This window comes from Microcoleus sp. PH2017_34_RAT_O_A, from assembly GCF_020737885.1.
Classification (GTDB): Bacteria; Cyanobacteriota; Cyanobacteriia; order Cyanobacteriales; family Microcoleaceae; genus Microcoleus.
The window spans coordinates 27580-51757 of record NZ_JAEQDD010000030.1 but is presented as its reverse complement, the minus strand read 5'-3'; the positions used below and the strand labels follow the sequence as shown (position 1 = coordinate 51757).

Here is a 24178-nt window from a genome sequence, read left to right as displayed (position 1 = left end):
CCATAACAAAAAAAGGTTCGTAGTGCGGACTTCAGTCCGCTATAAAGCTGCGGACTGAAGTCCGCACGCAGAAAATCTGCTATTGTGGGGTGTAGAACAGATAAGAGCAGAACGCGATCGCGCCGATCGCGAACGTCAACGAGCCGATCGCCTAGCTGAATATTTGCGCGATCGGGGAATTAACCCGGAGGAGATTGTTTGATAAGTTGTATTCCGGATCTGTTTCTAGTTTGTAGTGAGGACTTTAGTCCTTTCTAAGAAGGACTAAAGTCCTCACTACAAACCTTGTTCAACTTCTATTATCTAATACTCGGCTTCCTATTCCGAAGATTCCGCGCTCCGGGAACTTTCCGACTGGGACGGCGCTGGTTCAAACTGCTCGCACTTCGAGTATTCAAAGCCTCAGCAGAACTTGTCAAACCCAAATCTTGCAAAATTTCAAGAGCCGCCCTTTGTCCAGTTTCGCAACCGCCTTCCATATAACCTTGATTTTCCAGCGAAGTGTGTTCGCCAGCAAAATATAAATTGCCAAATCGTTCGCCTTCTACGCCGTACATTTGCGTCCACTGTCCGACTAAATAACAGGAATAAGAACCTTTAAAAAAACGTTCTCCCGGCCAAAAAGCTCGAACAGCTTTGCCGGTTCTCAAGTTTCTAACTCCGGGAAAAACTCTTTCAAATTGTCCCAAGAATTTTTGTGCTTGATCTTCGGGAGTTCCGCTACCGATCGCCAAACCCTGCTTTCCTCCTGTAAACTCAGTAACTAAAGCGTTAGCAGTAGGAGCAAAAGGCGTAGCTTCCCAGGTGTTTTGGAATCCTAAATCGGTAAACACAGAAGCAGTCGATTGATAAGTATCTCGCCAAATTCGGCTGCGGTAGCCGGTAATTAACTTAGAATTAGTACCGTAGCCCAACTGCTCGATCGCCCTACGCTTCGGTTGCGGCAAAGGCACGTTAATTTTAACGTCTCGGAGAGTGCTGAAGGGCAAAGCTAATAAAACTCGCTCGTAAGTGCGATCGATCGCGCTTTGTCCCGATCGCAAATTTACCCGATAGCGGCCATCGGGTAACAGAGTAATCGCTTCCAAAACCGTCCCTGTCTCGATCGAACCAGACAACCTATCCGCTAAACGGTTGACAATTTGACTGTTGCCGCCATCAATTTGATAGCGCTCGTCGCTGTTGCCGTACAATTGAAAACTGTCAGGTTCAGTACCGATTAAAAACAGCAGATTCAACGCCGACTGTTCCTCGGGATCCCTGCCGAATTCAGTCGTGTAAGCAACGCGCAGCAACTGCCGGATAACCGTGCTAGTATTACCTTGCTCTAGATATTCAGCGAGCGAAAGATTGTCCAATCTTTCCGCAGCTTCCGTAAAATCTTGATAGCTAAATTCATCTCCAACTGACTTTAAATCAGCATTAATTTTACTGGCTAGCGGCGCAAAATCTGCGATTATTTGCGCTACAGAAAATCGTCGCCCTTGAAAGAAAAAAGTATCCTTTACCAATCCCCGCTGTACGTTAACTAAGTCGATCGCCCGCAAACCCAATTCCGTCGCCAGCGAGATCAAAGTAGTGTGGCCGCTATCAATAAATTCTCCTCCCAGCTCGGCCGAAATCGCTGTTCCAGCCACCCTAGGAGCCGTGCGAATCCGTCCCCCCACGCGGTTGCTTGCTTCGATAATATCGGCACGCACGCCCCCCTGACGCAAGCGATAGCCCGCCGTCAAACCAGCAATCCCCGCACCCACAACCAAAATGGGCGATCGACCGCGCGCTTGAGCAAAAGCCCCCTCTCCCTCCCGGGTAAAAGTCGCAGCAGCAACGGCTCCCGCCGCCGCTAAACCCCCATGCAGCAAGTGCCGCCGAGATATGGGAAAATTGGGAGTGCGATCGTCCAGCATCCCCAGTAATTCATCAGCCGGAATGCCTGTTTCCCTTGACTTTTGGGCAATACTCGCAGCGCGGCGCAGCATTGCCATCAGTGCAGATTTAGCCATAATTGAGACGCCCTCACAAAAAAAATGATGTAAACTGAATTCTCGATCGAATTTGATTATGCACTTTCCAGATTAAAGTACAGAGAGATTTTTTAATAATGCTAACCCTCAGAACACTGTTCGACAGCAAATTTTATCTCGAAAACAACCCAGATGTCGCCGTAGCAGTCGCCAGAGGCACAGTATCGACCCCCTTCGATCACTACCAAAAAATTGGCCAATTTGAAAATCGTGACCCTAATGCCCTGTTCGACGCCAGCTATTATTTAGACACCAATTCAGATGTCGCAGTGTCAGCCGAAAAAAACAAATTTTCCGGCGCCCAGCACTTTATTAAATTCGGTCAATTTGAACGGCGGAACCCCAACCCTTTCTTCGATGTGGGTTTTTATCTGACAAGCAACCCGGATGTGCAAACAGCAGTCCAAACCAATCAATTTAGCGCCTTTGAACACTACTTGAAAGTCGGTCAATTTGAAAACCGCAAAGCCAGCATTTTTTTCGATCCCAGCTTTTATCTAGAAAGATATCCGGTAATAGGATCGGCAGTCAGCAGTGGCGCAGTTAAAAGTGCGATCGACCATTACATTCAATTCGGTCAACAAGAAGGATTGTTGAGCGCTCTCCCCGTTCCCGCCGACGATTTGAGCGCAGCCCAAAACCTAGGTGTTCTCACAGACAGTCTAACTGACAACGATTTTTTGAGTGCTACCAAACCAGCCGATATTTACAGTTTCATCCTCAATACTCCCAGTCTTTTCAGTGCAACTGTTGATGGTTTGAGTGCAGATGTGGATGTAGAATTAATTCAGGATCTCAATGGTAACGGCGTAGTTGGATTAGACGATATTATTGCTTCATCTAACAATTTAGGTACGGCTTCAGAAAGAGTTGTAAGCAATGGGGCTTTGCCTGCGGGGACTTATTTCGTCCGCGTTTCTCAATTTCAAGGCGATACAGATTACAACTTGAGATTGCTATCCGCTCCTTCTCCCACGCCACTTGTATGATAGGATGGTTTACACTCGAAGGGAGCCGGATATGAAGGCAGAAGGCAGAATTAAAGTAAAATTCATGATTCAATAATTTTGCTTGTTTGTTAGTTATAGCCTTTCTCAAAAAGATGAGGTATGTAGTTGGGCTTCAGCCCTCTTTAGTTTAGTGGTTATATAAGCTGTCAGTCATACCTCATCTATCTGAGAAGGGCTATATATCGTCTCCGGTTAATCGCTGATATTATTATTTGTTGTTAGCCTTATCAGACGAGAAAGGAAGGACTAAAGTCCTCACTACAAACCTAATTGTATTTTTTTGACCGGACTCGATATTAAAACAAACAATTCTATTTTTCTTCTTCCTTCTTCCTTCTTCCTTCTTCCTTCTTTACGAGGTTTCAATTATTAGTTGTTGGCCCGCCGGGAGAAGGCACAGATTGAATCGGTGTCGGAGGCCAATTAGAGCGACTTCTGGTGAGAGTAGCCGACACCAAAGCATAGCCCAAAACAGCAGGAAGGACGATCGCACTCAAAAACACGATCGCCACTGCCCATGTCATCGCATTGGACATCGGGCCGTAATGACTGCGGTAAGGGTCAAACGTTGGTAAATTAGACCTCGGGGCATCCCTCAGCGCGATCGGACGTTTGAACCGCACCCGCCTGTCATCGAGCTTTTCGAGCAAAACCCAGCCAACTTCCGCCTCTTCCCGACACAGCTTGTGAAAAATCGCCGGATTGCGAAATAAATCGCTGCTAGCCCGGACAATCTTGTACTCCCAAACTGTCAAATCATCAGGATTGCGATCGGATTTTGGATTGCCATTTGCGATCGCATTTTCAGGCGCAGTCAAATTATCTTCTTGAGATTCGTACCGAGTCAAAACTTCCTCCTCCTCATCACATTTTTGCCCCGCAGCCAATTGCTCGCGGCTCACCAAGACACCCAGAATCCCAGCCTCCAAGCCGAGACTACCAACCATCAAACTCCAAACCAGAATTTCAGTCATAAAAGGAGTTATAAAGTTAAAAATTAAAACTAAAAAGACTCGCTTTTAACTTTCAATCTTTAATTTTAAAATAGCCTTCCACCACACAATCTGCACCCACCGCGTGCCAAGAAACCCGCTCTAAAGTCAAAGCATCAGTCATTGCTGAAAAGCCCAAATCTCCCACAGGAGTTGGAGCACCTTGGCCGCCGACAATTTTAGGAGCAATAAAAGCCATAATTTTCTGCACTGCACCTTCAGCAATTGCCGAAGCCGCCAAAGTGCCACCGCACTCCCACAGTACAGACATAAAAGATCGATCGTACAAATAAGTCATCACATTAGTCGGTGTCAGCGGTGACAACTCCACAACTTCCACCCCTTTGGCGATCAAAAATTCCTGAAATTCCGGCTTAACCCCAGGCTCAGTCAGTACCAAAGTAGCCGCCGAGGAGGTTTCCCACAACCAAGCCGACTTCGGCAAATCCAGAGAGCGGCTCATCACCACCCGCAAGGGATTGTTTCTGTCAGGCTGGTGGCTTGTTAGTTTGGGATTATCTAGACGCACCGTATTTCCCCCAACAATCACCGCATCGCAGCCGGCACGCACCCGATGTACCTCGCTCCGAGCTTCCTCGCCTGTCACCCAAGCGCTGTGACCGGTAGTAGTAGCAATTTTACCGTCTAAAGTCATCGCATATTTCAAAATTCCGAAAGGCTGGCGGTACAAAATCCGGTGTACGAAAGCCTCGTTGAGTTTCTGACAAGCTTCCCCTTCCACTCCCGCCACCACTTCAATGCCAGCATCCCGCAATCGAGCCAGCCCAGTGCCAGCTACCAATGGATTTGGATCGACCATTCCAGCCACTACTTTTGCCACCTTAGCCTTAACTAAAGCTTCGGAACAGGGAGGAGTCCGACCGTAGTGGTTGCAGGGTTCCAGGTTCACGTAAACAGTCGCTCCGGCGGCAAGTTCCCCCGCTTCCCGGAGTGCAAACACTTCGGCGTGAGGTTGGCCGGCACCGGGATGGAACCCTTCGCCGACAATCTTACCGTCTCGGACAACTACGGAACCGACGAGGGGGTTGGGTGCGGTTTTGCCGAGGGCGCGGCGGGCCAATTCTATGCAGCGGCGCATCATGGCTCGATCGAACTCTTGAATTTCGTTATCCAGTTGTTTTGTACCTTGCTGCTGTCGATTAGCTAAGTTGGCGATCGGTTTGGCGTCCGCCTCAAAAGTTTCCATGAGATTTTGCTATGATATCTATCCCTGAGTGTACTGAACTTTAATGCTAATTTTAGCTGCCAGCCGACGATCGATTGTTGAGCCAAACTTTACGGTATCAGGATTGAAAGGCGATTAAAATGGCGATCGACCCCACACGCCCAAACAAATAGCTGTGAACTACCCAACGCTGACCTTCGGTACAGCGTGGGCTTCTGACTTCATTGGGGATTGCGTCAGCTTAGACTTACGTCCCAGCTTCGGACTCACATCCCCTCCATCAGCAGCAGTCCTGGTTCCCAAGACCGATAGCATTCTGATTCCTTCTGCTCTGATATTTATTGAGGCGTTTCCGTCCCTATCGTGATGAGTACCGCAACTAGGACAAGTCCATGTCCTAACGTCTAATGGCATTTCATTCACCTGATAGTGGCAATTTGAACAGAGTTTCGAGCTAGGAAACCATCGGTCAATCTCTACCAACACTTTACCTTCACGGTCTAGTTTGTACTGCAAGAAATTGACAAACATCCCCCAACCTACATCAGAAATTGCTTTAGCTAGTTTGTGGTTGCGAACCATGCCCTTAACGTGAAGGTTTTCGACTACGATGACTTGGTTGTCGTCAACAAGCTTTCTGGATAGCTTATGCAAGTAGTCTTGACGGACATTGCTGATTCGTTCGTGAACCCTAGCAACCAGTTTCCTGGCTCGATCTCTCGACCTGCTTCCTTTCTCCTTTCTGGCTAGTTTTTGCTGTTTTCTTTTCAGGTTGCGTTCATGTTTTGCTAAATGCTTAGGATTCGGGTATTTGGATGTCTTGATACCATCATTGACAACAGCAAAATCTTTCAATCCCAAGTCAATTCCTGCAACTTTTCCATCGGTGTGAGCAACTAATTTGTCTCCTTCGAGTTCTGTCAGCACAGAGGCATAGTATTTTCCTGAAGGGGTCATGCTGACTGTTACAGTTTTGATAATTCCTTCAATCGGTCGATGTAACTTGACTTTAACAATGCCGACACGACCAGGAAACTTGAGGAAACCATCAACAATTTTGACTGACTGCGGATACTGGATTGATTGCCTATTTTTCTTGGCTTTGAATCTAGGGTATTTAGCTCTCGACTCAAAAAAGTTCTTGTAAGCAGTTACCAATTTGAGCGTAGTCGCTTGCAAAACTTGAGAGTAACACTCCGACAACCATTGTGTTTCTTCTTGTTTTTTGAGATTTGGTAGGAGTTTGTTCAACGCAATTTGAGTCAAGCCTTTACCCGTGGCTTTGTAGGTTTCAATGCACAAGTTGAGTGCATGATTCCACCACCAGCGAGAGCATCCAAAGTGCTGAGATAGTATCTCTTGTTGTTCAGTTGTCGGATACAGTCTGACTTTGACGGCTTGATGCTGCATTGTTTTTACCTCTCTTTAGCATTATATACATTCTTGATAAAATTAGTCCATCTAGCTGGCAAATTTTACCGGGATTGACCGGATAAAATTTGCTTGGGGGAGTCCATGTATCCCAACGCTGACCCAACGGGTACAGCGTGGGACTTATCGCTCCCCCAAACCCCCTCAAAAGTTAAAAAACCATAGCAGGCGCTTAACAAAAAACCATGAGTCAGGACATGAAGCGGGAATTTGCCAGCCGCGACGAATTAATAGCCTACGTGCGCGAACAATTCCCCCAAACCACCGCCCGGGATAGCAACGTACCCCCAACCACAGGCGGGCGCCAAGCAGCCGAGACATTGCTGCAACAAGTCGATCCCAGCAAATACTCCTCAACCCGTAACTTTCTCAACGGTGCAGTAACGCGATTGTCGCCCTATTTGCGCTACGGCGTTTTGAGTCTTGCCGAAGTCCGAGATGCCGTACTCACCAAGGTGCAGGATCCACAAGATGCAGTGAAACTCGTCAACGAGTTGGGTTGGCGGGATTATTGGCAGCGGCTGTACGCCGAATTGGGCAAAAAGATTTGGGAAGACCGGGAACCATACAAAACTGGTTACACTACCAAAGATTACAGCGACACTCTGCCGCAGGATGTCGTCGAGGGCACGACTGGTTTAGTGTGCATCGACAGCTTCAGCCGCGAGTTGCGGGAAACTGGTTATTTGCACAACCACCAGCGGATGTGGATGGCTAGTTATTTGGTACACTGGCGCCGCGTGCGCTGGCAAGCTGGAGCTCGCTGGTTTTTGCAACATTTGCTAGATGGAGATCCGGCAAGCAACAATCTTTCTTGGCAGTGGGTAGCGAGCACTTTTAGTCACAAGGCTTATTTTTTTAATCGGGAAAATCTGGAACGTTACACTAAGTCAGTTTATTGTCGCGATTGTCCCCTGTACGGACAATGCGATTTTGAGGGAACTTACGAATATTTGGAGAGCAAGTTGTTTCCCAATGGCGAAAAGGTCGATCGCACGGGCGGTTCTCAAAGTTGGCAACGCCCTCAGAAAAAAAGGAAAAATTAAGTCAGTTGACAGTTGACAGTTGACAGTTGACAGTTGACATTAGGAAGAGGGAAGAAGTCCCAATTCCCAATTCCCAATTCCCAATTCCCAATTCCCAATTCCCAATTCCCAATTCCCAATTCCCAATTCCCAATTCCCAATTCCCAATTCCCAAATTATGAATCCGATTATTTGGCTGCACGGCGACTGCTTGAGTCCACAATGCCCAGCTTTCCAAGCTCACCCAGAAGCACAAGCAATCTGGGTTTGGGACGATGCACTGATCGATGAATGGCAGTTAAGTCTCAAGCGAATGGTGTTTATTTATGAATGTTTACTAGAGTTGCCGGTAGTTATTCGGCGCGGCGATGTCGCTGCCGAAGTTATCGCTTTTGCTAAAGAATCCGGTGCGAATCAAATCGTTACAGCGGAAAGTCCCAGCCCTCGGTTTGAGGATATTTGCCGGGAAATTAGGAGGGAGTTTCCAGTAGAAGTTTTGCCACCCGAACCTTTTGTCCGCTACGATGGCTACATTGATTTGAAGCGTTTTTCCCGCTATTGGCGCGTTGCCGAAAAATATGTTTTTTAATTGGGGAATTGGGCATCGGGCATCGGGCATCGGGCATCGGGCATCGATCCGAAGAGAATTTGTAGCAACTAACTAATGACTAATGACTGCTGACTGTCAACTGTCAACTGTCAACTGTTAACTGTCAACTGTCAACTGTCAACTGTCAACTGACTTCAAGTCTCCTTCAAACGCTGCAACAGCCATTCAAATCTAGATTGAGCCAAATCAGGATTTTCGACATTTTGCCCGATCGCGCGATCGTCGTGGGGGTCTTGATATATTAAATAATCAGTATCTTCGCCGAAGCGTTTGACTGTACCCCGCAGTCTCGACGACAGAAATTTAGTAATCGCCCGATAAAATCGCAGGGAAAACAGCACGTCTTGCTCTAGTTTTTCAGTTAGCAGCCGCCTCGGAATTGACAGGATGAGGCATTCATCAATTGCCGTGACGCTAGCAGAAGGAAGCCTCCCGTCTACAAAAGACATTTCGCCCAACACTTCGCCGCAGATGATTTTTCCAATTTCTTTGTCGCCCAAAGATGATACAGCAACGCTCAAAGTTCCATCCAGAACTATGTACAGTGCGTCTAAGGGTTGACCTTCGACGATGAGAGTGGTGCCGGGGGGGACTGTGGTGCGGCTGCCGTTGGCGAGCATCCAATCGATGTCGCGATCGCTCAATTCGCCTAATATAACTAGAACTTTGCTCATAAAGTCAGGTTGAGAACAGATACTTTTTATTTTTTACTTGTTTAGTTGCGTGCTGTTAGGTCGTCAGATACTGAGCGATCGCGAAGGCTAAACTTTACTAAGACATTGAATTTTCCACAATAATGAATAATATCTAATAATTTTGACACGATCGAGCTACGACTGTTTGTAGGATCAATGATATTCTACATGACTTGTCCGGGACTGTGCAGGAGCCGATCGCCCTCGCCCAACTGCCCCAATTTAGACCCCCGAATTCCCTAAACAGTAAACAGTTGTCAAACCTTGCTGGATATTCGTTTCGAGCCGGTGCGCCCTCACGCAGCCGGATTTTTCCACTGTGGTGGCGGGCGGGTGCAGCGCCCTCATGTACAGCATTGTAGAATGCTCTGCGCGCGCGATCGACTTCCAGCTCCGGTGATTCAAGAAGCTGCAAGTAAATCTAAAATCTAAAATCTAAAATCTAAAATCGACTGACTGACTGATGAAGCTCGTGGTTTCGAGGTTGTTTGCAGTTGCTTTTTTTGAGCAAAAGTGGTATAAGCACCATCAAGAGTGAACTCTCCCCTAGGATTGATTTTTAGATCGTCGAACTGTAAATTAAAATTAGTCGATCGACTAGCCTTCGGTTCTTGAATCTAATCAGCAGAGAGAGTTGACTCTAAGAGGGTTAAGTGCCAATCTAGGAACAACACAACTCATATTTGTGTCATTTTTCAGCAAAGGTCTCGACTAGAGCCCTCAAACACTTACCAGAAAGTTGGGTCTAAAGCCCCGTCCTTTTAGCACGGATTTAATTATCTAAATTTCTTGTTCAAGATGGTATAGTAGAGTAATACTACAGGTAGAATAACCGCCGATACACATGAGACACCAAGCTCAAACGACTGGTCGGGAAATAATAATAGTTAGTGGGTGGCGAACACCACGAAAAACATAGCTAGGGTAACTAACGTAACCCAGACCAGAAAACTAAAATCTTGAAGATTAAACGTACCGTGGGGCACACGGAAGAGAGGAGACTCTCGCTTCGCTTGGGGAGATAAGCCCTCTGGGATTGCTCTTTCTTAGGCTCAAAACACAGGTTCTATCGAACGGGTTTTTGGTTTAAGTATTGCCGAAAGGATGGACAATTTTAAGGTATGTCTGTGAACCAAGAATCCCCGCGCGTTCACGCCAGGGAGTGTCAAACTTTTAACACACCATTCAATGAGGAGTGTCTTGTCACTAACCCCAGCTATCAAGGCATGGGGCTTGAAAGAGGAAGGTTTACCACCTTCTTGATTCAGGACTAAAACAGTGTCTAGCTTACGGGCTAAAAACCCAAACTGAACTATCTGGTGGTGGTACACCATTCATACGTTACTGGACGCCTCCCTAATCTGTAACCTCTGTGATAGTCAGTAGCGAAGGGAAATATACACATGGGCTTATCGCCACTTGTTATGCGATCGCGAACAAACAATGTCAGTCGGTAATTGTCAGGCGCGAAAGTGTTCGAGGCAAAAGCACCCGGCATTTAGTAGTTCGCCCGGCGGTAGATAGATTAGGGGTCGGTAATTCCACCCCTAACACCAACCTAAAACTAAAATGTAAAGCCGTCCTAAAAGGACGGGGTTTCAAACCCATTTTTCTGATGAATAGTCTATTTTCCAAGTCTACTTTTGCGTTAATAAATCTTGCAGCTTTAGCAGTTTGTTGCACTACCATGTCAGCGAAAGCTGAAACCGGCAACTTGCCCGATATCGCTACAACCGCAAATGCGGCAACTCAAAATATTGACCAAATTTCCTCGCGGGCGGCAACTTCAGCAGTGAAAGCTGATGCCGAAATAACAGCTAGCAATACAAAAATTGATTCTATCAGTTCGATCGAACTAACACCAGCAGCAGAGCCAGCAGCCTCCGCACCGGCAGTCAACTCGGAAGCATCTGCGGCAGCACCGGCAGAATCCACAGCAGCAACATCGGAAATTGCTGTCCCAGCAACTGAGCAAAATACACCTACATCCATTGCTGCTGAAACCGAAAAATCGGCAGAAACAGCGAAAATTGCTGAGAATAGCGTTGAAATTCAGCAAAAATCCCAGATTGTGGCCGATCGACCTAATTCAGAACTGACAGCATCCAAGGAAGAAAAAGAAGTCAAAACAACACAAGAAGTGTTGAGCAACCCTGTCAGCACTTCCGCCTCAGCCCTGACGAACCAACCGAAAGTTGCCCAGAATCCCGCAACAGCCTCAGACAAACCTCAGATATTGGCTCAACCGGGCGGTACAACCGTCAAACCGGGCAGAGCTACCCGTTCAGGGCCCAGCTACATTGGTATTGGCGGTAACATCGGTTTTGGCGGAGATTCAGCCCTAGGCGACACTTCTTTTGCGATTCTTAGCAAAATTGGTTTGACGAACAATTTCTCGGTGAGACCGAGTGTTTTGTTCCGCGACAATCTAACTGTTCTAGTTCCAGTCACCTACGATTTTGTATCCCGAGAGGCCGTCGAAGTCAGCGATGATTTTGTGATTACCGCTGCTCCTTATTTAGGTGCTGGCGTAGCATTTTCTACCGGCGATGACGGTAATTTTGGCTTCCTGATTTCGGGAGGTATAGATGTGCCACTGTCGAGCAATTTTACAGCCACAGCAGGACTGAATATTGGTTTTCTCGACGGAACTGACGTGGGATTGTTACTAGGTGTTGGCTATACGTTCCCGAATATTGCCAGATAGTTTTGCTGTTTAAGCAAACGCATAACAATTAAATGAGCGCGGGGTTGGCTGTAGGAATACAGTCAACCTTTTTTGATGGTAGAAAATCTCAAGCAATCGAGGATATCGCAATTTGGAGGACACAGCAATAGCCTTTCTCTACCATCGGAGGACATGGCAATTTGGAGGACACTTAGTTGTATATAGCGGATCTAGCGAAAGATTCGCGGACGTTGTTGGGCTTGGGCCCTCTTAGTTTCAGTGGTTATATAGAACCAATTTGAGATCTTTAGGTGACAGGTGTCGCAGCTAATCTTTTAATCATCAGCCTAATAAAACACAGTTTAAGCTTGGCATTAGAACGTTTAAGTGTACGGTCAAAATTTTTGACTAAGCTTTTACACCTTTCCACCCAAGCATTTGATCTTTCGATGACCCATCTAGCCACAACAGGCACAAATCCAGATTGCCATGAAAGCTTCTTTTTCGGCTTTTGATGGTTTGGCAGACAGTTCAAATTGAATCTTAGTCATAATTTCAGGGTAAATCGCTGACAGTGCTTGAGTCAGCTTGTCAGGGTGATAGCCGTTGTCTAACAAGATGGTCCTATATCGGCAAATCGGAAGGTTTAGATTTGAAGTAATCAATGTTATCAGGAAATTGGGTTTAAAACCCCGTCCTTTTAGGACGGCTTTAGTTGTAAACCTTTGTTACAATACCAGCCCATTTTGTGCTGAAAGATCTAGCATAAGGTAGGAGGCAAAGCCATGCTAGTTTTTGAGTTCAAAGCTTACGGAAAATCCAGTCAGATTGCAGCAGTAGATGAAGCGATTCGTACAGCACAATTTGTCCGCAATAGCTGTTTGCGCTATTGGATGGACAATAGAAAAATAGATAAGTACGACTTAAACAAATATTGTGCCGTGCTGGCTAAAAATTTCCCGTTTGCCGACGAACTTAACTCTCAAGCTAGACAAGCTAGTGCCGAAAGAGCCTGGTCTGCTATCTCCCGATTCTATGACAACTGTAAAAAAGGTCTGGTCGGGAAAAAAGGGTATCCCCAATTTCAGAAAAACTGTCGCTCAGTTGACTATAAATCAACTGGATGGAAACTTGCGGATGACAGGAAGTCAATCAAATTTACCGACAAAAAAGGGATTGGTAAACTCAAATTAAAGGGAACACGGGATTTGCATTTCTATCAAATCACCCAAATCAAACGGGTAAGATTGGTAAAACGTGCAGACGGCGTGTATGTCCAATTCTGTGTCGATGTCGATCGAAAGGAAAACACAGAGCCTTCTGGAAATACCATCGGATTAGACGTTGGTTTGAAGGAATATTACACCGATTCAAACGGTGTAATGGTTGAAAATCCTAAATTCCTCCGAAAAAGTGAGAAAGTTCTCAAACGTTCTGGTCGTCGTGTTTCTAGAAAAGTTAAGGGTTCAAAAAATAGAGGCAAAGCTAGACAGATTTTAGGGAAACGCCACCTCAAAATAAGTAGGCAACGCAGAGACCATGCAATCAAACTTGCAAGGTGCGTAGTTCAGTCTAACGACTTGATAGCTTACGAAGACTTGAGGATTAAAAATATGGTAAAAAATCATTGTCTGGCTAAGTCTATTAATGACGCATCTTGGTATCAGTTTCGGGTCTGCATTGAATACTTTGCTAAAGTATTTGAGAAAGTAACGGTGGCGGTAAATCCGCAGTATACTAGCCAAGAATGCTCTAGTTGCGGTGCAATTGTCAAGAAGACACTATCCACTAGAACTCATCTTTGTAAGTGCGGTTGTGTAATGGATAGAGATTTTAACGCAGCTAGAAATATCCTGAGTCGAGGATTGGGTACGGTAGGGCATACCGGAACCTTTGCGCTTGACGCAAGCAACGCTTTGGGAGAATCGACCTCTACTTTGGCTGGAGAAATCCTGTCTAAGCAAGTTGGCTCGTAGATTAAAGAATCCCCACGCCTTTAGGCTGGGGAGTGTCAAGTGTGAGCATTTCAATCAAACCTTGGTCGTCAGATACGCTAGCCGTATTTGCAGTGAGTAAAGAAGGGGAAGCCTAATATGTCCACTGCTAGATGTCTTTTGATGCCATTTGTGCATTTGTAAAAACAAAACCCTTTCGACTCAATACTGGCATAAAAGCGTGTTTTTCACCGCTTGAGAGTCAATCATGATCAGGGTTGTCCACTCTGGTTTTTTTTGACTTGTTCGCGTGCTTTCTGATGTAATTTGGTCATAATTTGATCGATAGCACCCTCTTCGCACAAATTCTGATAGTGCCAGAAAACAGTTGAATATGGTGGTAGATCTCTGGGCAAGTCAGCCCAATTACAACCGTTTTTGAGCTGATAAAATATGGCATTCAAGATTTGTCGCTTTGTCCACACCAGAGGTCTAGTTTTCTTTTTTTGGGGTAATAATGGCTCGATAATTTCCCACTATGAGTCTGTCAAATCGCTTGAATACCCCATTTTGCGCCCCAATTTACTTGAATTTACCTACTCTGCCTTGATTCTACGCGATCGCTAAAAAGATATCAAATGGATTCTATAACAATGTCTAAAATCTCTTTAAAGGACGATTTCGGCTGAAATACAGTACCCTTATCCACTTGACCAAAAACTAAACCGCTGATTTTTTCAAATACACCAGCTTGCTTGAGATGGGTTAAATACATTTGCCAATAGTAGCCGTTGGTTTCAATGTCGTCTTCTAAAAACAAAATTGCTCCGTTGGGAATTTCAGGAGCAAAAGCCGTACCTAATAGCCAGCACATCACAGCTAAATTACCTCCTACTAAAAGTCCAGACATACGTCCTGAACGGTAAACTTGGAATTCTTGGATTGGCTTTCGCGTGAACCCGGAAAACTCCTGGGAACTTGCTAGTGTTTTTTGAAATTGCCCAAACTCGGATAGCTGTGTATCTTCAGCAAAATGGCGCAAATTTAGACCATAAATGGTCGGGATGTTAGCCTTTTGCCAAAGATTCCAGCATAGAGTGGTAATGTCACTCATGCCAATAAAAGGTTTCGGATACCTAGGGCGTCGGTTCAGTATTAGGAGTTGACAAAAAAAACTGGAAATGATATGTGAATTGAAAAGCCTGTTAAATTCTCACAATCAGAAAGAAGTAAGAAACCTTATGCGCCCTCACTTATGGCATCCTCCAATTGAACTCTCAGCAACAGAAGCGTTGATTATCAAACGGATTAAACGAGCCAAGTTATTCACGTTTCTTCGACTGAACCGTTCATTCATATTTAATGATGAGTTTCAACAAGAACTTGCTACAATCTTTAAAGACAGCACAGTAGGTCAGGGTCCAGTTCCTCCTGCACAAATTGCTCTGGCAATTATTTTGCAAGCCTACTTAGGCATTTCTGATGATGAAGTAATTGAAGAAATGCTCATGGATCAACGTTGGCAGTTAGTTCTCGATTGTCTCAATTGTGAAACTCCCCCTTTTAGCAAAGCCACTTTGGTGAGATTCAGAAATCGCTTAATTAAAAAAGAACTAGACCAACGTTTAATTGACCGCACCGTAGAAATTGCCAAACAAAAAGGTGGATTTGGCTCATGTCAACTCAAAGCGGCTTTAGATTCTTCCCCGTTATGGGGAGCCGGTAAAGTCGAAGATACATATAATCTCTTGGGTCATGCTTTACGTAAGGCGGTGAGTATGATAGCTGCTGTGCAGGGGCGGGAGCCAGCAGAAATTGCCCTGGAAGCAGGTGCACCCATCCTTAATAGTTCCAGCTTAAAAACAGCCACATAACTTAAACTGGGATGACCCAGGAGAACGTCAAAATGCACTCTTAATTATCCTAAGTAGCTTAGATTCAGTGGAAGAATGGATGCAAAGCCAGTCTGATAGTGATGAATTTGAAGTAGTCCAAGAGACTCTGGATGTTGCCCGAGTGATTAAATCCCAAAATGTAACTTTCGACTCACAAGGCGTTCCGAGTTTAAGCAAAGGAGTAGCCTCATACCGTCGCATTTCTATTGAAGACCCAGATATGCGACATGGACGGAAAAGCAAGTCTAAGAAAATAGATGGATATAAACGCCACATCCTCAAAGATTTAGAGAGTGGTGTAGTTTGTGCGGTGGCGTTGACACGCGCCAATACTCCAGAATCTGCTGCTACAATTGACCTAGAACGTGACTTAAAATTTCAAAATATTCACCTAGCTGAGTTACATATTGATCGGGCTTATTTATCCAGTCATTGGGTGACACAACGGGATGATAAATTACAGATATTTTGCAAGGCGTGGCCGGTCAAAAATTCTGGACGGTTTGATAAAAATTCTTTTTTTCTTGACTGGGATACGCATTTAATTAGCTGTCCCAATCAGGTAAGTATCCCATTTGAACCCGGAAAGATTGTTCATTTTCCTCAGAATGAATGTGCAATTTGTCCTCACAGAGCTGGTTGCACGAATAGTAAAAGAGGACGGACTGTATCAATTCATCCTGATGAAGCCTTAATGCAAGAGTTGCGAGCGCGTCAATCCACTGCTATTGGTCGAATAGACTTAAGAAAACGTACTACAGTTGAACACTCTCTGGCTCATATTGGGCATTGGCAGGGGAACCGTGCTCGCTATATTGGACTGCGGAAAAATCTCTTCGATCTACGGCGAGTCGCTGTTGTCCATAATCTTCATGTCATTGCTCGAATGGATAAGGTTCGGCCAATTACACCAGGCATAGAGTCGAACTCATGCACTGGCTAATTTCATAAAGTCCTTTTTTTGTCAACTCCTAATACTGAACCGACGCCCTAGCTGGCGTGTTCGAGTGCAATACTAGCCACTCGATTCGACCGCAGTTCCGTTCCAGCGCTATCTTGGCGCAATGAGCAAACAGCGCTTTTCCTACTCCAAGTAAGCGATACTCCGGCAACACAAAAATATCTTCTAAATGTAAGGATGGTAAGGCTAAAACAGTGGAATAGGTGTAGAATGTTACAGCATAACCAACTGGTTTACCATCAACTTCCGCTAACCACGTATTAAAAGATGCGGAGGGGTCAAAAGCCTGAAATTTCAGGCGAAGACGTGCTTCAGGATCAGGCCTTGGCAATGCTTGATTATCTGCTAAAGCGTTAATCAAGTAGCACAGGATTTCTCCATCTGATACCTCACCTCTGCGGACTTTTATGTCCAAAGTGTCTTTCATCCCTTATCTCCATACAGTTTGAGATTTCACGTCCTGACATTTGTGTTTCCAGAATAGGGCAATGCCAGATAGTAATCTACAGAAAAGAAATGCCATAGTTCAAAAATATGCAAATAAATTTGTGCGATCGGCAATTTTCGTAGTTATCAACATCTTAGACAATCAGCGTAAATTTATCTCTGAAGTTGAGGCTATTTTTTAGCTAAAATGTTCAAAATTATGTCTGCAAATTTCTGCAAATTGCTCGATAGTCGTTCAATTGAACAAGCAAGAGACGAATAAGCAAGAGCGATCGAGCTAGCTGGCGGCTAGAGACGATCGCGCTCCTGAACCGAAGGGCGATCGCGGTCGATCGCAGGACAATGCAATAACCGAGGCAATCAGCTAGCTCTTCTGGGACTACCTGTGAGATCTAGCGCCCCACTTTTGGAGAAAAGCGTCGGGAAGTTCGCCTGTCGTAACTCCAACTCAAGCAGTTATGTCTCAAGAGTTAGACACCAGCCCCACTTTCAGCCTCAGCACGGGGGCAAGCAATAGATACACTGCTGGAACGCCAGTCCAGTAGAATGATTCTCAACGAAAAAAGGTTGTTTCAGCGTTCGACGCCCGACAAAAAATTCGTCGGGACCTAATGCAGCAGGTTCTACTGGACTGATGTCCTAGTGCCTTCCTCAGAAACAATTCTGCGTCTCCAACTCAAAGCCACCTGCATAATTGTCGGCTGGCGGTGCCAATAAGTAAGTAGTAAGCTTCCAAAGTTCTCTTGCAGCCTCTATGCTCAAATCGATCGCACCTTTTCTGCTGCCACCCAGCAACATCTCCAACCCCAGTTCTCTTGCAGCCTCTATGCTCAAATCGATCGCACCTTTCCTGCTGCCACCCAGCAGCATCTCCAACCCCTTACCGGCGAACAGTCTGCGATGGAGTAGCTGCCCGAGCTCAGGCATAGCTTCCAACTAGGCAAGTCAAGTTTCAACTAAAAAATCCCGGATCAATTTTTCCTTTGTTGTTATTCGAGAATCAGCTAAGATGCCCAACCCTTCTCAGGAAAGTATGCCCAAATTGCCCTATCGTCGAGATAACGGCGAGAGTTTTTTTACGTATTTCGTGCTGGCAAGCTACAACAGTCGCTCTGCGATTCGGTGGCAAAATTCTGCGGAACTGAAACGCAACTTTGAGTTATACCAAGAACGAAATCAGGAACTTTCACAGTTGTGCAGCCAGCCCGATCGAAGTAAAAATATAGCCGAATTTTGGAGGCAGATAGCGATTGATGCTCCATCGCAGATTGCCGAAAACTGGGAACCAAACAATAGGAAAAGACTAGCTTTAGAACACTTAGCTAGTTACTTTGAAAAAAGCTGCTACTATGCTGCTATTGAAGTATGGTCGCAGTCAAAAGTTCGCCCTTGGGAGGAATATCTCTACTGTCCTCGCGTTTTTATTTACAATTTTGACAATCTTTTGAGGCTTTTAAAGTCCTATAATATTTCTCATCAGACCTCTTTAGATACATACGTTAAGCAAAGTTTAATAAAATTTATCAGATCTGAATTAGGTATCGGTAAGTTCTCGCGCTGGCGGCTGCTAGCTAAAAAAAGCGATCCAGATCTTCAGCAAGCTCTGGAAAGAGCTGGATATCGAGAACCCGATATTTCTCAAATTAAATTTGCACGGAAATACTTTAAACAAGTTTATTACTTTAATAAGGTTAATAATCCTGCAATTCGGCAAAGAGGGCAAAAATGGCTGGATGCTGACATTGAAGATTTTCAGGCAGCAGCGAAATGTTACAATGCAGAAAAGTTTCTGCCTTCAGCGCCACATGAAGTCTCGGCGGGAGGAAACATCAGCGCAGAGAAAATGCAAGATTGGATGAAAAGGTGCATTCTTGCGTTACAAAATTACCCCAATTTCATCAATTATCCACAATATTTAGAAGAGCTTCCAGAGGGAGAACGTGACAAATTGTTGGGTGAACCAGATGTGGGAAAACCACCTATCTATGAAATAGAAAGTACGGATAACCAAGCATGGAAAAATTACCGCCTACTTGACTCGGCTTTTCGCGAAAAGTTAGAAACTTTTCAACCAGAGCAGCATAAAATACTATTACTTTATTACGGTGCCGGATTCAAGCAAAAAGAACTAGAAATTCGACTAGGGGTAGACCAAACATCTATTTCGAGAAAAGTCAAAAGAATGAAAATTCAACTATTAGAAACATTGGGAAACTTGTCCGAACCCCATCAATGGGTTGCTGAGTATGTAGTTGGATGGCTGAAGAAAGACTTCCGTGCGCCCCATACATCCGAGTACATACCAGCCGCATTAGTTCAAGCGATCGGGGAACTTGACTCTCAACAGCAAGAAGTTTTGCGGCTGCGGTACGGCCAGGAGCTAGCAGAAGAAAACATTGCCGATCGGCTGGGCATGAATTTATTAGAGCTAGCTGCTACAATCTCTAAAGCCCAGCATAAATTACTGGCAAAATTGATAAAATTGCTGAATGTTTGGGAGACGGAGTATGTCGAAAAATGGCTAGTGCAGTTTTATAAACCTCGATTTTTAGCTGCTTGTCGCGCTCTGAATTTATCGATAAATTGCGAAGTTAGCTCTCAAGTTATTGATGCGATCGTTCAACAATTCCTGGAAACTTTAACTACTTTTAAAAAAGGAGAATAAAAAATGTTTGAATTCAACCAATTACAACCTCTTGCTTTTCATGAGTCTGACCGTTTGCAATTGACAATTAACGAAGCCGATCGAGAATTTGTATGGCACCAAGCCCAACATCATTCTAATCCGATTTCGCGCTACAATGCTTATCTCAATGGTGTTTGTTTAAAAACATTCTTGAACTGGTTATCGGAATGGCTGGCAGAAGAAGCATTCCCTCAACCTTCAGTCTGGCACGGTCAGGATATTGCTAGTATTTGGGAAGTGGTGAATGGTACTGCATTTCAAATTGGCGAGACTAGGTTGGTGTTAATTCCCAGTGATGAGGGAGAGTTAGAAGAGTTTTGCGTACCGCAGGAATGGGTGGATATTCCTAACTGGAGTGCTGACTATTATCTCCCCGTACAAGTGAATTTAGATGGGGATGATGGTGAGTGTTGGATAGAGTTATGCGGCTTTGCGACGCACCGCCAGCTAAAGAATGACGGCAGATACAATGCGGGCGATCGGACTTATTGTTTAGCGATCGAGGAGTTAACAGAATCCCTTACGGTGATGCAACTTACTTTTGGGTTAAACTTGCAACAAGAAGTTTCACCATTGCCAAGTTTATCTGAAGGAGAGGCTGCAAAATTATTACAGCTTTTGAGCGATTCATCAATATATTCTCCCCGACTGAGAGTTACATTTGAGCAGTGGGCTGCATTTTTGGCAAATGATGAATTGAGACAATTGTTGTATGGAAAGCGTTTAGGGATTTTGGAGAAAAAGGAGGTAGCAAGCGGATTAATTTTCTCCACTCAAGATCGAGAAAATTTAGTTCACCGGGTCAAGAGTTATTTGCACGAAGGATGGCAGACAGTGGAGGGAATAGTAGAAAAATTAGGAACTTTAGAGCCTAATTTGGTTTATGCTCTAGAAGGAAATCAGAGGTATCGGGACGGTTATTCTAGCAGCCATAATAAAATTCCCACGCTGATTGAACTGTTGAAGGATAAGCGCAATAAAGGGAATCAATGGCGGGTCGCCGAATTATTAGGTCGCGTCGAACCGGGAAATGCGGAGGCGATCGCAGCATTGACTGATTTGTTACAAACAACTCAAGATGATATCTTGCGCCGTCAAGCGGCTGTGAGTTTGGGAAAAATTGACCCTAAAAATGCCAGTGCGGGTTTGAGAGTTGGTAAGATTATTAATTTGGAAATGCGACTTGATACCGAGCGCGTCGTGCTGGTAGTGACGCTGTTTCCGGAAGGAAGCGATAAAACGAACGTTCACTTGCGAGTAAGCCCCGTGCGATCGCAAACTCTGCCACCAAATCTCGAACTTCTTGTCTTAGATGAAGGAGGCGAAATTTTCGGGGAAGAACGCACGGATATGGTTAATGATAGCCTTGAATATGAATTTACGGCGGATCTCGGCGATTATTTTCAGGTGAAGGTTGCTTTGCAGCAAGTTAGCGTCACAGAAGATTTTACTATTTAACTCGATCGGTATTTGGAAGGTCAAAAGCTATGAGCAAACTCGTAATCTTGGAAATAGGGGATGTTGACAGCGAGCAGCGCTATCCTGTCGCCCTAAGAATTGGCGATAGCATTCACTCGGCTATGGCTGAAAGTAGGGGGCGGTTGCCACCGGCTAAAGATTTTCTGAAAGCCTATGAGGATTTGCGATTAGAGCGGACTGTACGCGGTTTTGGTTGTTATCGCAAATTAGAACATAAAAAAGGGCAAATTACCAAAAGTTCGGTTCAAGAATTAGCGGTTCAAGTGAAGGCGCGTATTAATACTTGGTTGAATTCTGGGGACAGTCTTTTTCAGTCTGTCAGGGATAAGTTATTACAAGTATTGAGTGCTGAGAAAGGCAATGTCAGATTGATGATTCAAACAGATGATATTTATTTCTGGGGTTTGCCTTGGCACCTCTGGGATAAACTTGACGAATTGAAAATTGAGCCTAGTTTCAGCAGGTTAACTAATACACTTGGTAATTACCAACCAACTAACTCTAAAAATAAGGTCAGAATTCTGGTAGTTTTGGGAGGACATACAGACATAAACCTTCAGGCAGATTTAGAGTATTGGAAATCGTTAATTGAAAGGGATGCCGAGATAGAGGCTGTAATAGCTATTCGCAGCACCCAGCTCAACGAACAGTTATGGAAGCGCAATTGGGACATTTTATTTTTCGCAGGTCATAGCTCTAGCAATTCAGATTACAGCCAGGGCAAGCTTGCTCTCAGTGAAACTGAAAGCATAGCAATTGAAGATTTAAAGTATGGTTTACAAAATGCGATTAAGCACGGGTTGAAATTAGCAATTTTTAATTCTTGTGACGGCATGGGATTAGTCAACGAACTAGCTTCGCTGCAAATTCCTGCTGTAATTGCCATGCGAGAGCGAGTGCCGGATGAAGTCGCTCAGAAGTTTTTGGAATATTTTCTAGAGGCATTTGCTAGAGAAAAGAAGCCTTTGCGGGACTCTGTTAGGAAGGCGCGAGAAAGCCTACACGGGATGATGGATGGTGATTATCCCTGTGCTAGTTGGCTGCCGATGGTTTACGAACACCCTGCTGTTGAGCCTCCAAGTTGGGATGAGTTGCTGAAGGGAAATGAGGAAGAGCGTCAGCGTGTTTCGATTTGGCGCAACCTTCGGACTGTATTGGTAGCTAGCGTGTTAGTCACAGGCACAGTCGTGGGAGTGCGATCGCTAGGATTGTTAGAACCTTTAGAAAAAACAGCTTTCGATCGAATCGCACAGATAATGCCGGATAAAGGGCTGGATTCCCGCTTATTAATTGTTGAAGTTACTGCCGATGATTTTAAGCAATTAAATAATGAATATCCCTTACACGATAAAACAATAGTTCGGGTTTTAGAAAAATTAAATAAGCACCAACCGCGAACTATTGGCTTGGATATTTATAGAGATGTTCCACAAGCACAAGGACGTGATGATTTAATTAAATACTTACAGCAGCACGAGCGGGTAATTCCTATATGTATGTTTCCTTGGGATAAATTTCTAGAAGGGGTTGCACCGCCTCCCGGTCTGCCCGACGCTCGTCCTGGATTTGGGGATATTGTAGAAGATTCCGATCGCGCGATCCGGAGACATTTATTGGCTATGAAGCCCTACCCGTCTTCTCAGTGCAAAACCTCATCTTCGCTAAGTTTTCAACTAGCTTTACACTATTTGCAAAACCAACCGAATAATACTGCCGATCGGAGTTCCAAGCTGCCAGTCGAGTTTCGAGAAAATTATTGGAAAATCGGCAAAACTGATTTCAAAAATTTAGAAACAGATCGAGGTTTTTATCAAAAAGAAAACTTAGGTGGATTTCAAATAATCTTGAATTATCGATCGCGCCGATCGCTCATTGACATTGCTGAGCGAGTAACTCTGATGCAAATTCTCAACGAGCAGGTCAATCCATCTGATATCAAGGATAAAATTGTTTTAATTGGTGTTACAGATCCAACTAGAAACAACGCAAACCATAACACACCTTACAACCAAGAGATTCCTAGCTTAATGTTTTTAGCTCAGAGGGTCAGTCAAATTATTACTGCCGTTGAGGATCGCATACCCCTGATGTGGTTTTTACCTCAGTGGGGTGATACTGTTTTGATTTTGCTTTGGTCTGTGGTGGGGGGTTTTTGTGCTATCCACCTTCAATCACGACTGCATTTAGGATTAGCTCAAGGAGCGCTACTCATTATTTTATCTGGGAGCTGCGGGTTTAGCTTGCTGAAATCAGGATGCGTGCTACCCCTCGTACCATCAGGATTTGCTTTGTTAGGTGCTAGCGGATGTTTAATAGTCTACAATGCTAGGAAAGACTCATAGCAGCTCCTACAGGATACCTATATGAAAACTCTGTTCACCTGCGCTTGGACGCTGGCGGTTATTAACGTGACAAACTGCTTAGTTTTGGGACAGGTGCAACTTAATTTAAACGGTATCGTAGTTTCTGAAACCCAACAACCACCCGTAAGTGATAGAGCTACCGATCGAAAGCCCACAGGAACTCGCGGGCCTTGTGAAGAGACAGCAGGTTTACCTTTTACCCCTTTTTTACCTCCTAACAGTCCAGATTTTTTAGTCTCGACAATTACCGATCGCCCTACCTTGTGGTTTTATGTTCCCTACAGAAGTCAAAGCGTCAGCTATGGAACTTTTTCTTTAGAAGATGCAGGAGGAAATCGCGTCTACAAAATCGATTTCAAACTACCTGAAACTCCGGGAATTGTTAGTGTTAACCTTCCCAAAGATCGACAACCTTTAGAGGTAAATAAAACCTATCGTTGGTATTTCCGACTTTACTGTTCATCTCAAACATTACCGGGGTCTAATGCAGTTTTTCATACAGGTTTAGTAAAACGGGTCGATCGAGGAAATCTTGACGCTCAGTTGCAGGCTGCAACAAGAGAAAATCGTGCTGCAATCTATATTGCTAACCAGCTTTGGTATGATATGCCTGACTTGGCACAAATTCGCAGTCGCCCTGATGACTGGGCGAACATCTTGAAAGCGATAGATTTGGAAAAGTTGAAGGAAGAAAAGATACTAGGCCCGGTACTGCCTCGCTAAAAGATTTATATCAAATCCGGGTTTTTTACCCTCGTTATATAGTGTCTGG

21 protein-coding genes and 1 pseudogene are annotated in these 24178 nt (G+C 44.8%); 12 read left to right on the top strand and 10 right to left on the bottom strand.

From position 1 onward, the window contains the following. Positions 1-299: 299 nt before the first annotated feature. Entirely contained in the window at positions 300-2003 is a 1704-nt protein-coding gene (locus JGK11_RS12510; RefSeq protein WP_293211891.1) for an NAD(P)/FAD-dependent oxidoreductase, read from the bottom strand. Positions 2004-2101: 98 nt separating this feature from the next. Here JGK11_RS12510 and JGK11_RS12505 point away from each other — a divergent pair, with 98 nt between their 5' ends. After that, positions 2102-3013, top strand: a complete 912-nt coding sequence (locus tag JGK11_RS12505; RefSeq protein ID WP_293211889.1) for a PPC domain-containing protein — start codon at positions 2102-2104, stop codon at positions 3011-3013. Positions 3014-3396: 383 nt separating this feature from the next. On the opposite strand, the gene JGK11_RS12500 is transcribed toward JGK11_RS12505, so the two are convergent. The 3 genes from JGK11_RS12500 to JGK11_RS12490 form a co-directional block, all read right to left on the bottom strand. Continuing rightward, entirely contained in the window at positions 3397-4008 is a 612-nt protein-coding gene (locus JGK11_RS12500) for a hypothetical protein (protein WP_293211887.1), read from the bottom strand. A gap of 52 nt (positions 4009-4060) precedes the next feature. Continuing rightward, a complete protein-coding gene (gene ribD / locus JGK11_RS12495) occupies positions 4061-5233 on the bottom strand; it encodes a bifunctional diaminohydroxyphosphoribosylaminopyrimidine deaminase/5-amino-6-(5-phosphoribosylamino)uracil reductase RibD (protein WP_293211885.1) in 1173 nt (390 codons plus the stop codon). Between the two features lie 159 nt (positions 5234-5392). Then, positions 5393-6622, bottom strand: a complete 1230-nt coding sequence (locus JGK11_RS12490) for an RNA-guided endonuclease TnpB family protein (protein WP_293179512.1) — start codon at positions 6620-6622, stop codon at positions 5393-5395. Between the two features lie 206 nt (positions 6623-6828). Between JGK11_RS12490 and JGK11_RS12485 the strand changes: the two genes are divergently transcribed. Continuing rightward, on the top strand, positions 6829-7689 hold the full coding sequence (locus JGK11_RS12485; RefSeq protein ID WP_293182964.1) for an FAD-binding domain-containing protein: 861 nt from the start codon (positions 6829-6831) through the stop codon (positions 7687-7689). Position 7690: 1 nt separating this feature from the next. Here the strand turns inward: JGK11_RS12485 and JGK11_RS12480 are convergent, their stop codons facing one another. Next, positions 7691-7870: a hypothetical protein gene (locus tag JGK11_RS12480; RefSeq protein ID WP_293211883.1), complete on the bottom strand. Its 180-nt coding sequence runs from the start codon at positions 7868-7870 to the stop codon at positions 7691-7693. Here JGK11_RS12480 and JGK11_RS12475 point away from each other — a divergent pair. Then, complete coding sequence (locus tag JGK11_RS12475; protein WP_293211881.1) at positions 7847-8257, top strand: hypothetical protein; 411 nt, start codon at positions 7847-7849, stop codon at positions 8255-8257. The genes JGK11_RS12480 and JGK11_RS12475 overlap by 24 nt on opposite strands. 155 nt (positions 8258-8412) lie before the next feature. On the opposite strand, the gene JGK11_RS12470 is transcribed toward JGK11_RS12475, so the two are convergent. After that, complete coding sequence (locus JGK11_RS12470) at positions 8413-8952, bottom strand: cyclic nucleotide-binding domain-containing protein (RefSeq protein WP_293182970.1); 540 nt, start codon at positions 8950-8952, stop codon at positions 8413-8415. Positions 8953-9237: 285 nt separating this feature from the next. Between JGK11_RS12470 and JGK11_RS12465 the strand changes: the two genes are divergently transcribed. From JGK11_RS12465 to JGK11_RS12450, 3 genes are all read left to right on the top strand, one after another. Continuing rightward, the gene (locus JGK11_RS12465) at positions 9238-9405 is read left to right on the top strand and encodes a hypothetical protein (protein WP_293197277.1); all 168 of its coding nucleotides are present in this window, start codon (positions 9238-9240) and stop codon (positions 9403-9405) included. A gap of 1183 nt (positions 9406-10588) precedes the next feature. Then, positions 10589-11680, top strand: a complete 1092-nt coding sequence (locus tag JGK11_RS12460) for a hypothetical protein (protein WP_293182972.1) — start codon at positions 10589-10591, stop codon at positions 11678-11680. Positions 11681-12426: 746 nt separating this feature from the next. Continuing rightward, the gene (locus JGK11_RS12450) at positions 12427-13617 is read left to right on the top strand and encodes a transposase (RefSeq protein WP_293182974.1); all 1191 of its coding nucleotides are present in this window, start codon (positions 12427-12429) and stop codon (positions 13615-13617) included. A 230-nt stretch (positions 13618-13847) separates the two neighbouring features. On the opposite strand, the gene JGK11_RS32875 is transcribed toward JGK11_RS12450, so the two are convergent. Both JGK11_RS32875 and JGK11_RS12445 read right to left on the bottom strand, forming a co-directional pair. Continuing rightward, positions 13848-14102 (bottom strand): transposase, encoded by a 255-nt coding sequence (locus JGK11_RS32875; protein ID WP_363319686.1) that lies wholly within the window; start codon positions 14100-14102, stop codon positions 13848-13850. Between the two features lie 107 nt (positions 14103-14209). Beyond that, on the bottom strand, positions 14210-14728 hold the full coding sequence (locus JGK11_RS12445) for an LD-carboxypeptidase (protein ID WP_293183002.1): 519 nt from the start codon (positions 14726-14728) through the stop codon (positions 14210-14212). Between the two features lie 88 nt (positions 14729-14816). On the opposite strand from JGK11_RS12445, the pseudogene JGK11_RS12440 reads away from it, so the two are divergent. Further along, positions 14817-16413 (top strand): annotated as a pseudogene (locus JGK11_RS12440) (IS1182 family transposase). Positions 16414-16441: 28 nt separating this feature from the next. Here JGK11_RS12440 and JGK11_RS12435 read toward each other — a convergent pair. Further along, on the bottom strand, positions 16442-16858 hold the full coding sequence (locus tag JGK11_RS12435) for a GNAT family N-acetyltransferase (RefSeq protein WP_293182976.1): 417 nt from the start codon (positions 16856-16858) through the stop codon (positions 16442-16444). Between the two features lie 61 nt (positions 16859-16919). Here JGK11_RS12435 and JGK11_RS12430 point away from each other — a divergent pair, with 61 nt between their 5' ends. Then, a complete protein-coding gene (locus tag JGK11_RS12430; RefSeq protein ID WP_293211879.1) occupies positions 16920-17060 on the top strand; it encodes a hypothetical protein in 141 nt (46 codons plus the stop codon). A gap of 469 nt (positions 17061-17529) precedes the next feature. On the opposite strand, the gene JGK11_RS12425 is transcribed toward JGK11_RS12430, so the two are convergent. Then, entirely contained in the window at positions 17530-17805 is a 276-nt protein-coding gene (locus JGK11_RS12425) for a hypothetical protein (RefSeq protein WP_293211877.1), read from the bottom strand. An 82-nt stretch (positions 17806-17887) separates the two neighbouring features. On the opposite strand from JGK11_RS12425, the gene JGK11_RS12420 reads away from it, so the two are divergent. From JGK11_RS12420 to JGK11_RS12405, 4 genes are read left to right on the top strand one after another with little or no spacing between them, the layout of a single operon-like run. Then, on the top strand, positions 17888-19543 hold the full coding sequence (locus JGK11_RS12420; RefSeq protein WP_293211874.1) for a hypothetical protein: 1656 nt from the start codon (positions 17888-17890) through the stop codon (positions 19541-19543). 3 nt (positions 19544-19546) lie between these two features. Next, the gene (locus JGK11_RS12415) at positions 19547-21022 is read left to right on the top strand and encodes a DUF1822 family protein (RefSeq protein WP_293211871.1); all 1476 of its coding nucleotides are present in this window, start codon (positions 19547-19549) and stop codon (positions 21020-21022) included. Between the two features lie 29 nt (positions 21023-21051). Continuing rightward, positions 21052-23385 (top strand): CHASE2 domain-containing protein, encoded by a 2334-nt coding sequence (locus JGK11_RS12410; protein ID WP_293207477.1) that lies wholly within the window; start codon positions 21052-21054, stop codon positions 23383-23385. A gap of 21 nt (positions 23386-23406) precedes the next feature. Further along, the gene (locus JGK11_RS12405) at positions 23407-24129 is read left to right on the top strand and encodes a DUF928 domain-containing protein (RefSeq protein ID WP_293191351.1); all 723 of its coding nucleotides are present in this window, start codon (positions 23407-23409) and stop codon (positions 24127-24129) included. The last annotated feature ends 49 nt before the right edge of the window (positions 24130-24178 follow it).

What these genes read in the sequence shown, in the direction of transcription:
- JGK11_RS12510 (WP_293211891.1), bottom strand. Translation starts at nt 2,003, where the DNA reads ATGGCTAAATCTGCACTGATGGCAATGCTGCGCCGCGCTGCGAGTATT.
- JGK11_RS12505 (WP_293211889.1), top strand. Translation starts at nt 2,102, where the DNA reads ATGCTAACCCTCAGAACACTGTTCGACAGCAAATTTTATCTCGAAAAC.
- JGK11_RS12500 (WP_293211887.1), bottom strand. Translation starts at nt 4,008, where the DNA reads ATGACTGAAATTCTGGTTTGGAGTTTGATGGTTGGTAGTCTCGGCTTG.
- ribD (WP_293211885.1), bottom strand. Translation starts at nt 5,233, where the DNA reads ATGGAAACTTTTGAGGCGGACGCCAAACCGATCGCCAACTTAGCTAAT.
- JGK11_RS12490 (WP_293179512.1), bottom strand. Translation starts at nt 6,622, where the DNA reads ATGCAGCATCAAGCCGTCAAAGTCAGACTGTATCCGACAACTGAACAA.
- JGK11_RS12485 (WP_293182964.1), top strand. Translation starts at nt 6,829, where the DNA reads ATGAGTCAGGACATGAAGCGGGAATTTGCCAGCCGCGACGAATTAATA.
- JGK11_RS12475 (WP_293211881.1), top strand. Translation starts at nt 7,847, where the DNA reads ATGAATCCGATTATTTGGCTGCACGGCGACTGCTTGAGTCCACAATGC.
- JGK11_RS12470 (WP_293182970.1), bottom strand. Translation starts at nt 8,952, where the DNA reads ATGAGCAAAGTTCTAGTTATATTAGGCGAATTGAGCGATCGCGACATC.
- JGK11_RS12460 (WP_293182972.1), top strand. Translation starts at nt 10,589, where the DNA reads ATGAATAGTCTATTTTCCAAGTCTACTTTTGCGTTAATAAATCTTGCA.
- JGK11_RS12450 (WP_293182974.1), top strand. Translation starts at nt 12,427, where the DNA reads ATGCTAGTTTTTGAGTTCAAAGCTTACGGAAAATCCAGTCAGATTGCA.
- JGK11_RS12435 (WP_293182976.1), bottom strand. Translation starts at nt 16,858, where the DNA reads ATGAAAGACACTTTGGACATAAAAGTCCGCAGAGGTGAGGTATCAGAT.
- JGK11_RS12430 (WP_293211879.1), top strand. Translation starts at nt 16,920, where the DNA reads ATGCCAGATAGTAATCTACAGAAAAGAAATGCCATAGTTCAAAAATAT.
- JGK11_RS12425 (WP_293211877.1), bottom strand. Translation starts at nt 17,805, where the DNA reads ATGCCTGAGCTCGGGCAGCTACTCCATCGCAGACTGTTCGCCGGTAAG.
- JGK11_RS12420 (WP_293211874.1), top strand. Translation starts at nt 17,888, where the DNA reads ATGCCCAACCCTTCTCAGGAAAGTATGCCCAAATTGCCCTATCGTCGA.
- JGK11_RS12415 (WP_293211871.1), top strand. Translation starts at nt 19,547, where the DNA reads ATGTTTGAATTCAACCAATTACAACCTCTTGCTTTTCATGAGTCTGAC.
- JGK11_RS12410 (WP_293207477.1), top strand. Translation starts at nt 21,052, where the DNA reads ATGAGCAAACTCGTAATCTTGGAAATAGGGGATGTTGACAGCGAGCAG.
- JGK11_RS12405 (WP_293191351.1), top strand. Translation starts at nt 23,407, where the DNA reads ATGAAAACTCTGTTCACCTGCGCTTGGACGCTGGCGGTTATTAACGTG.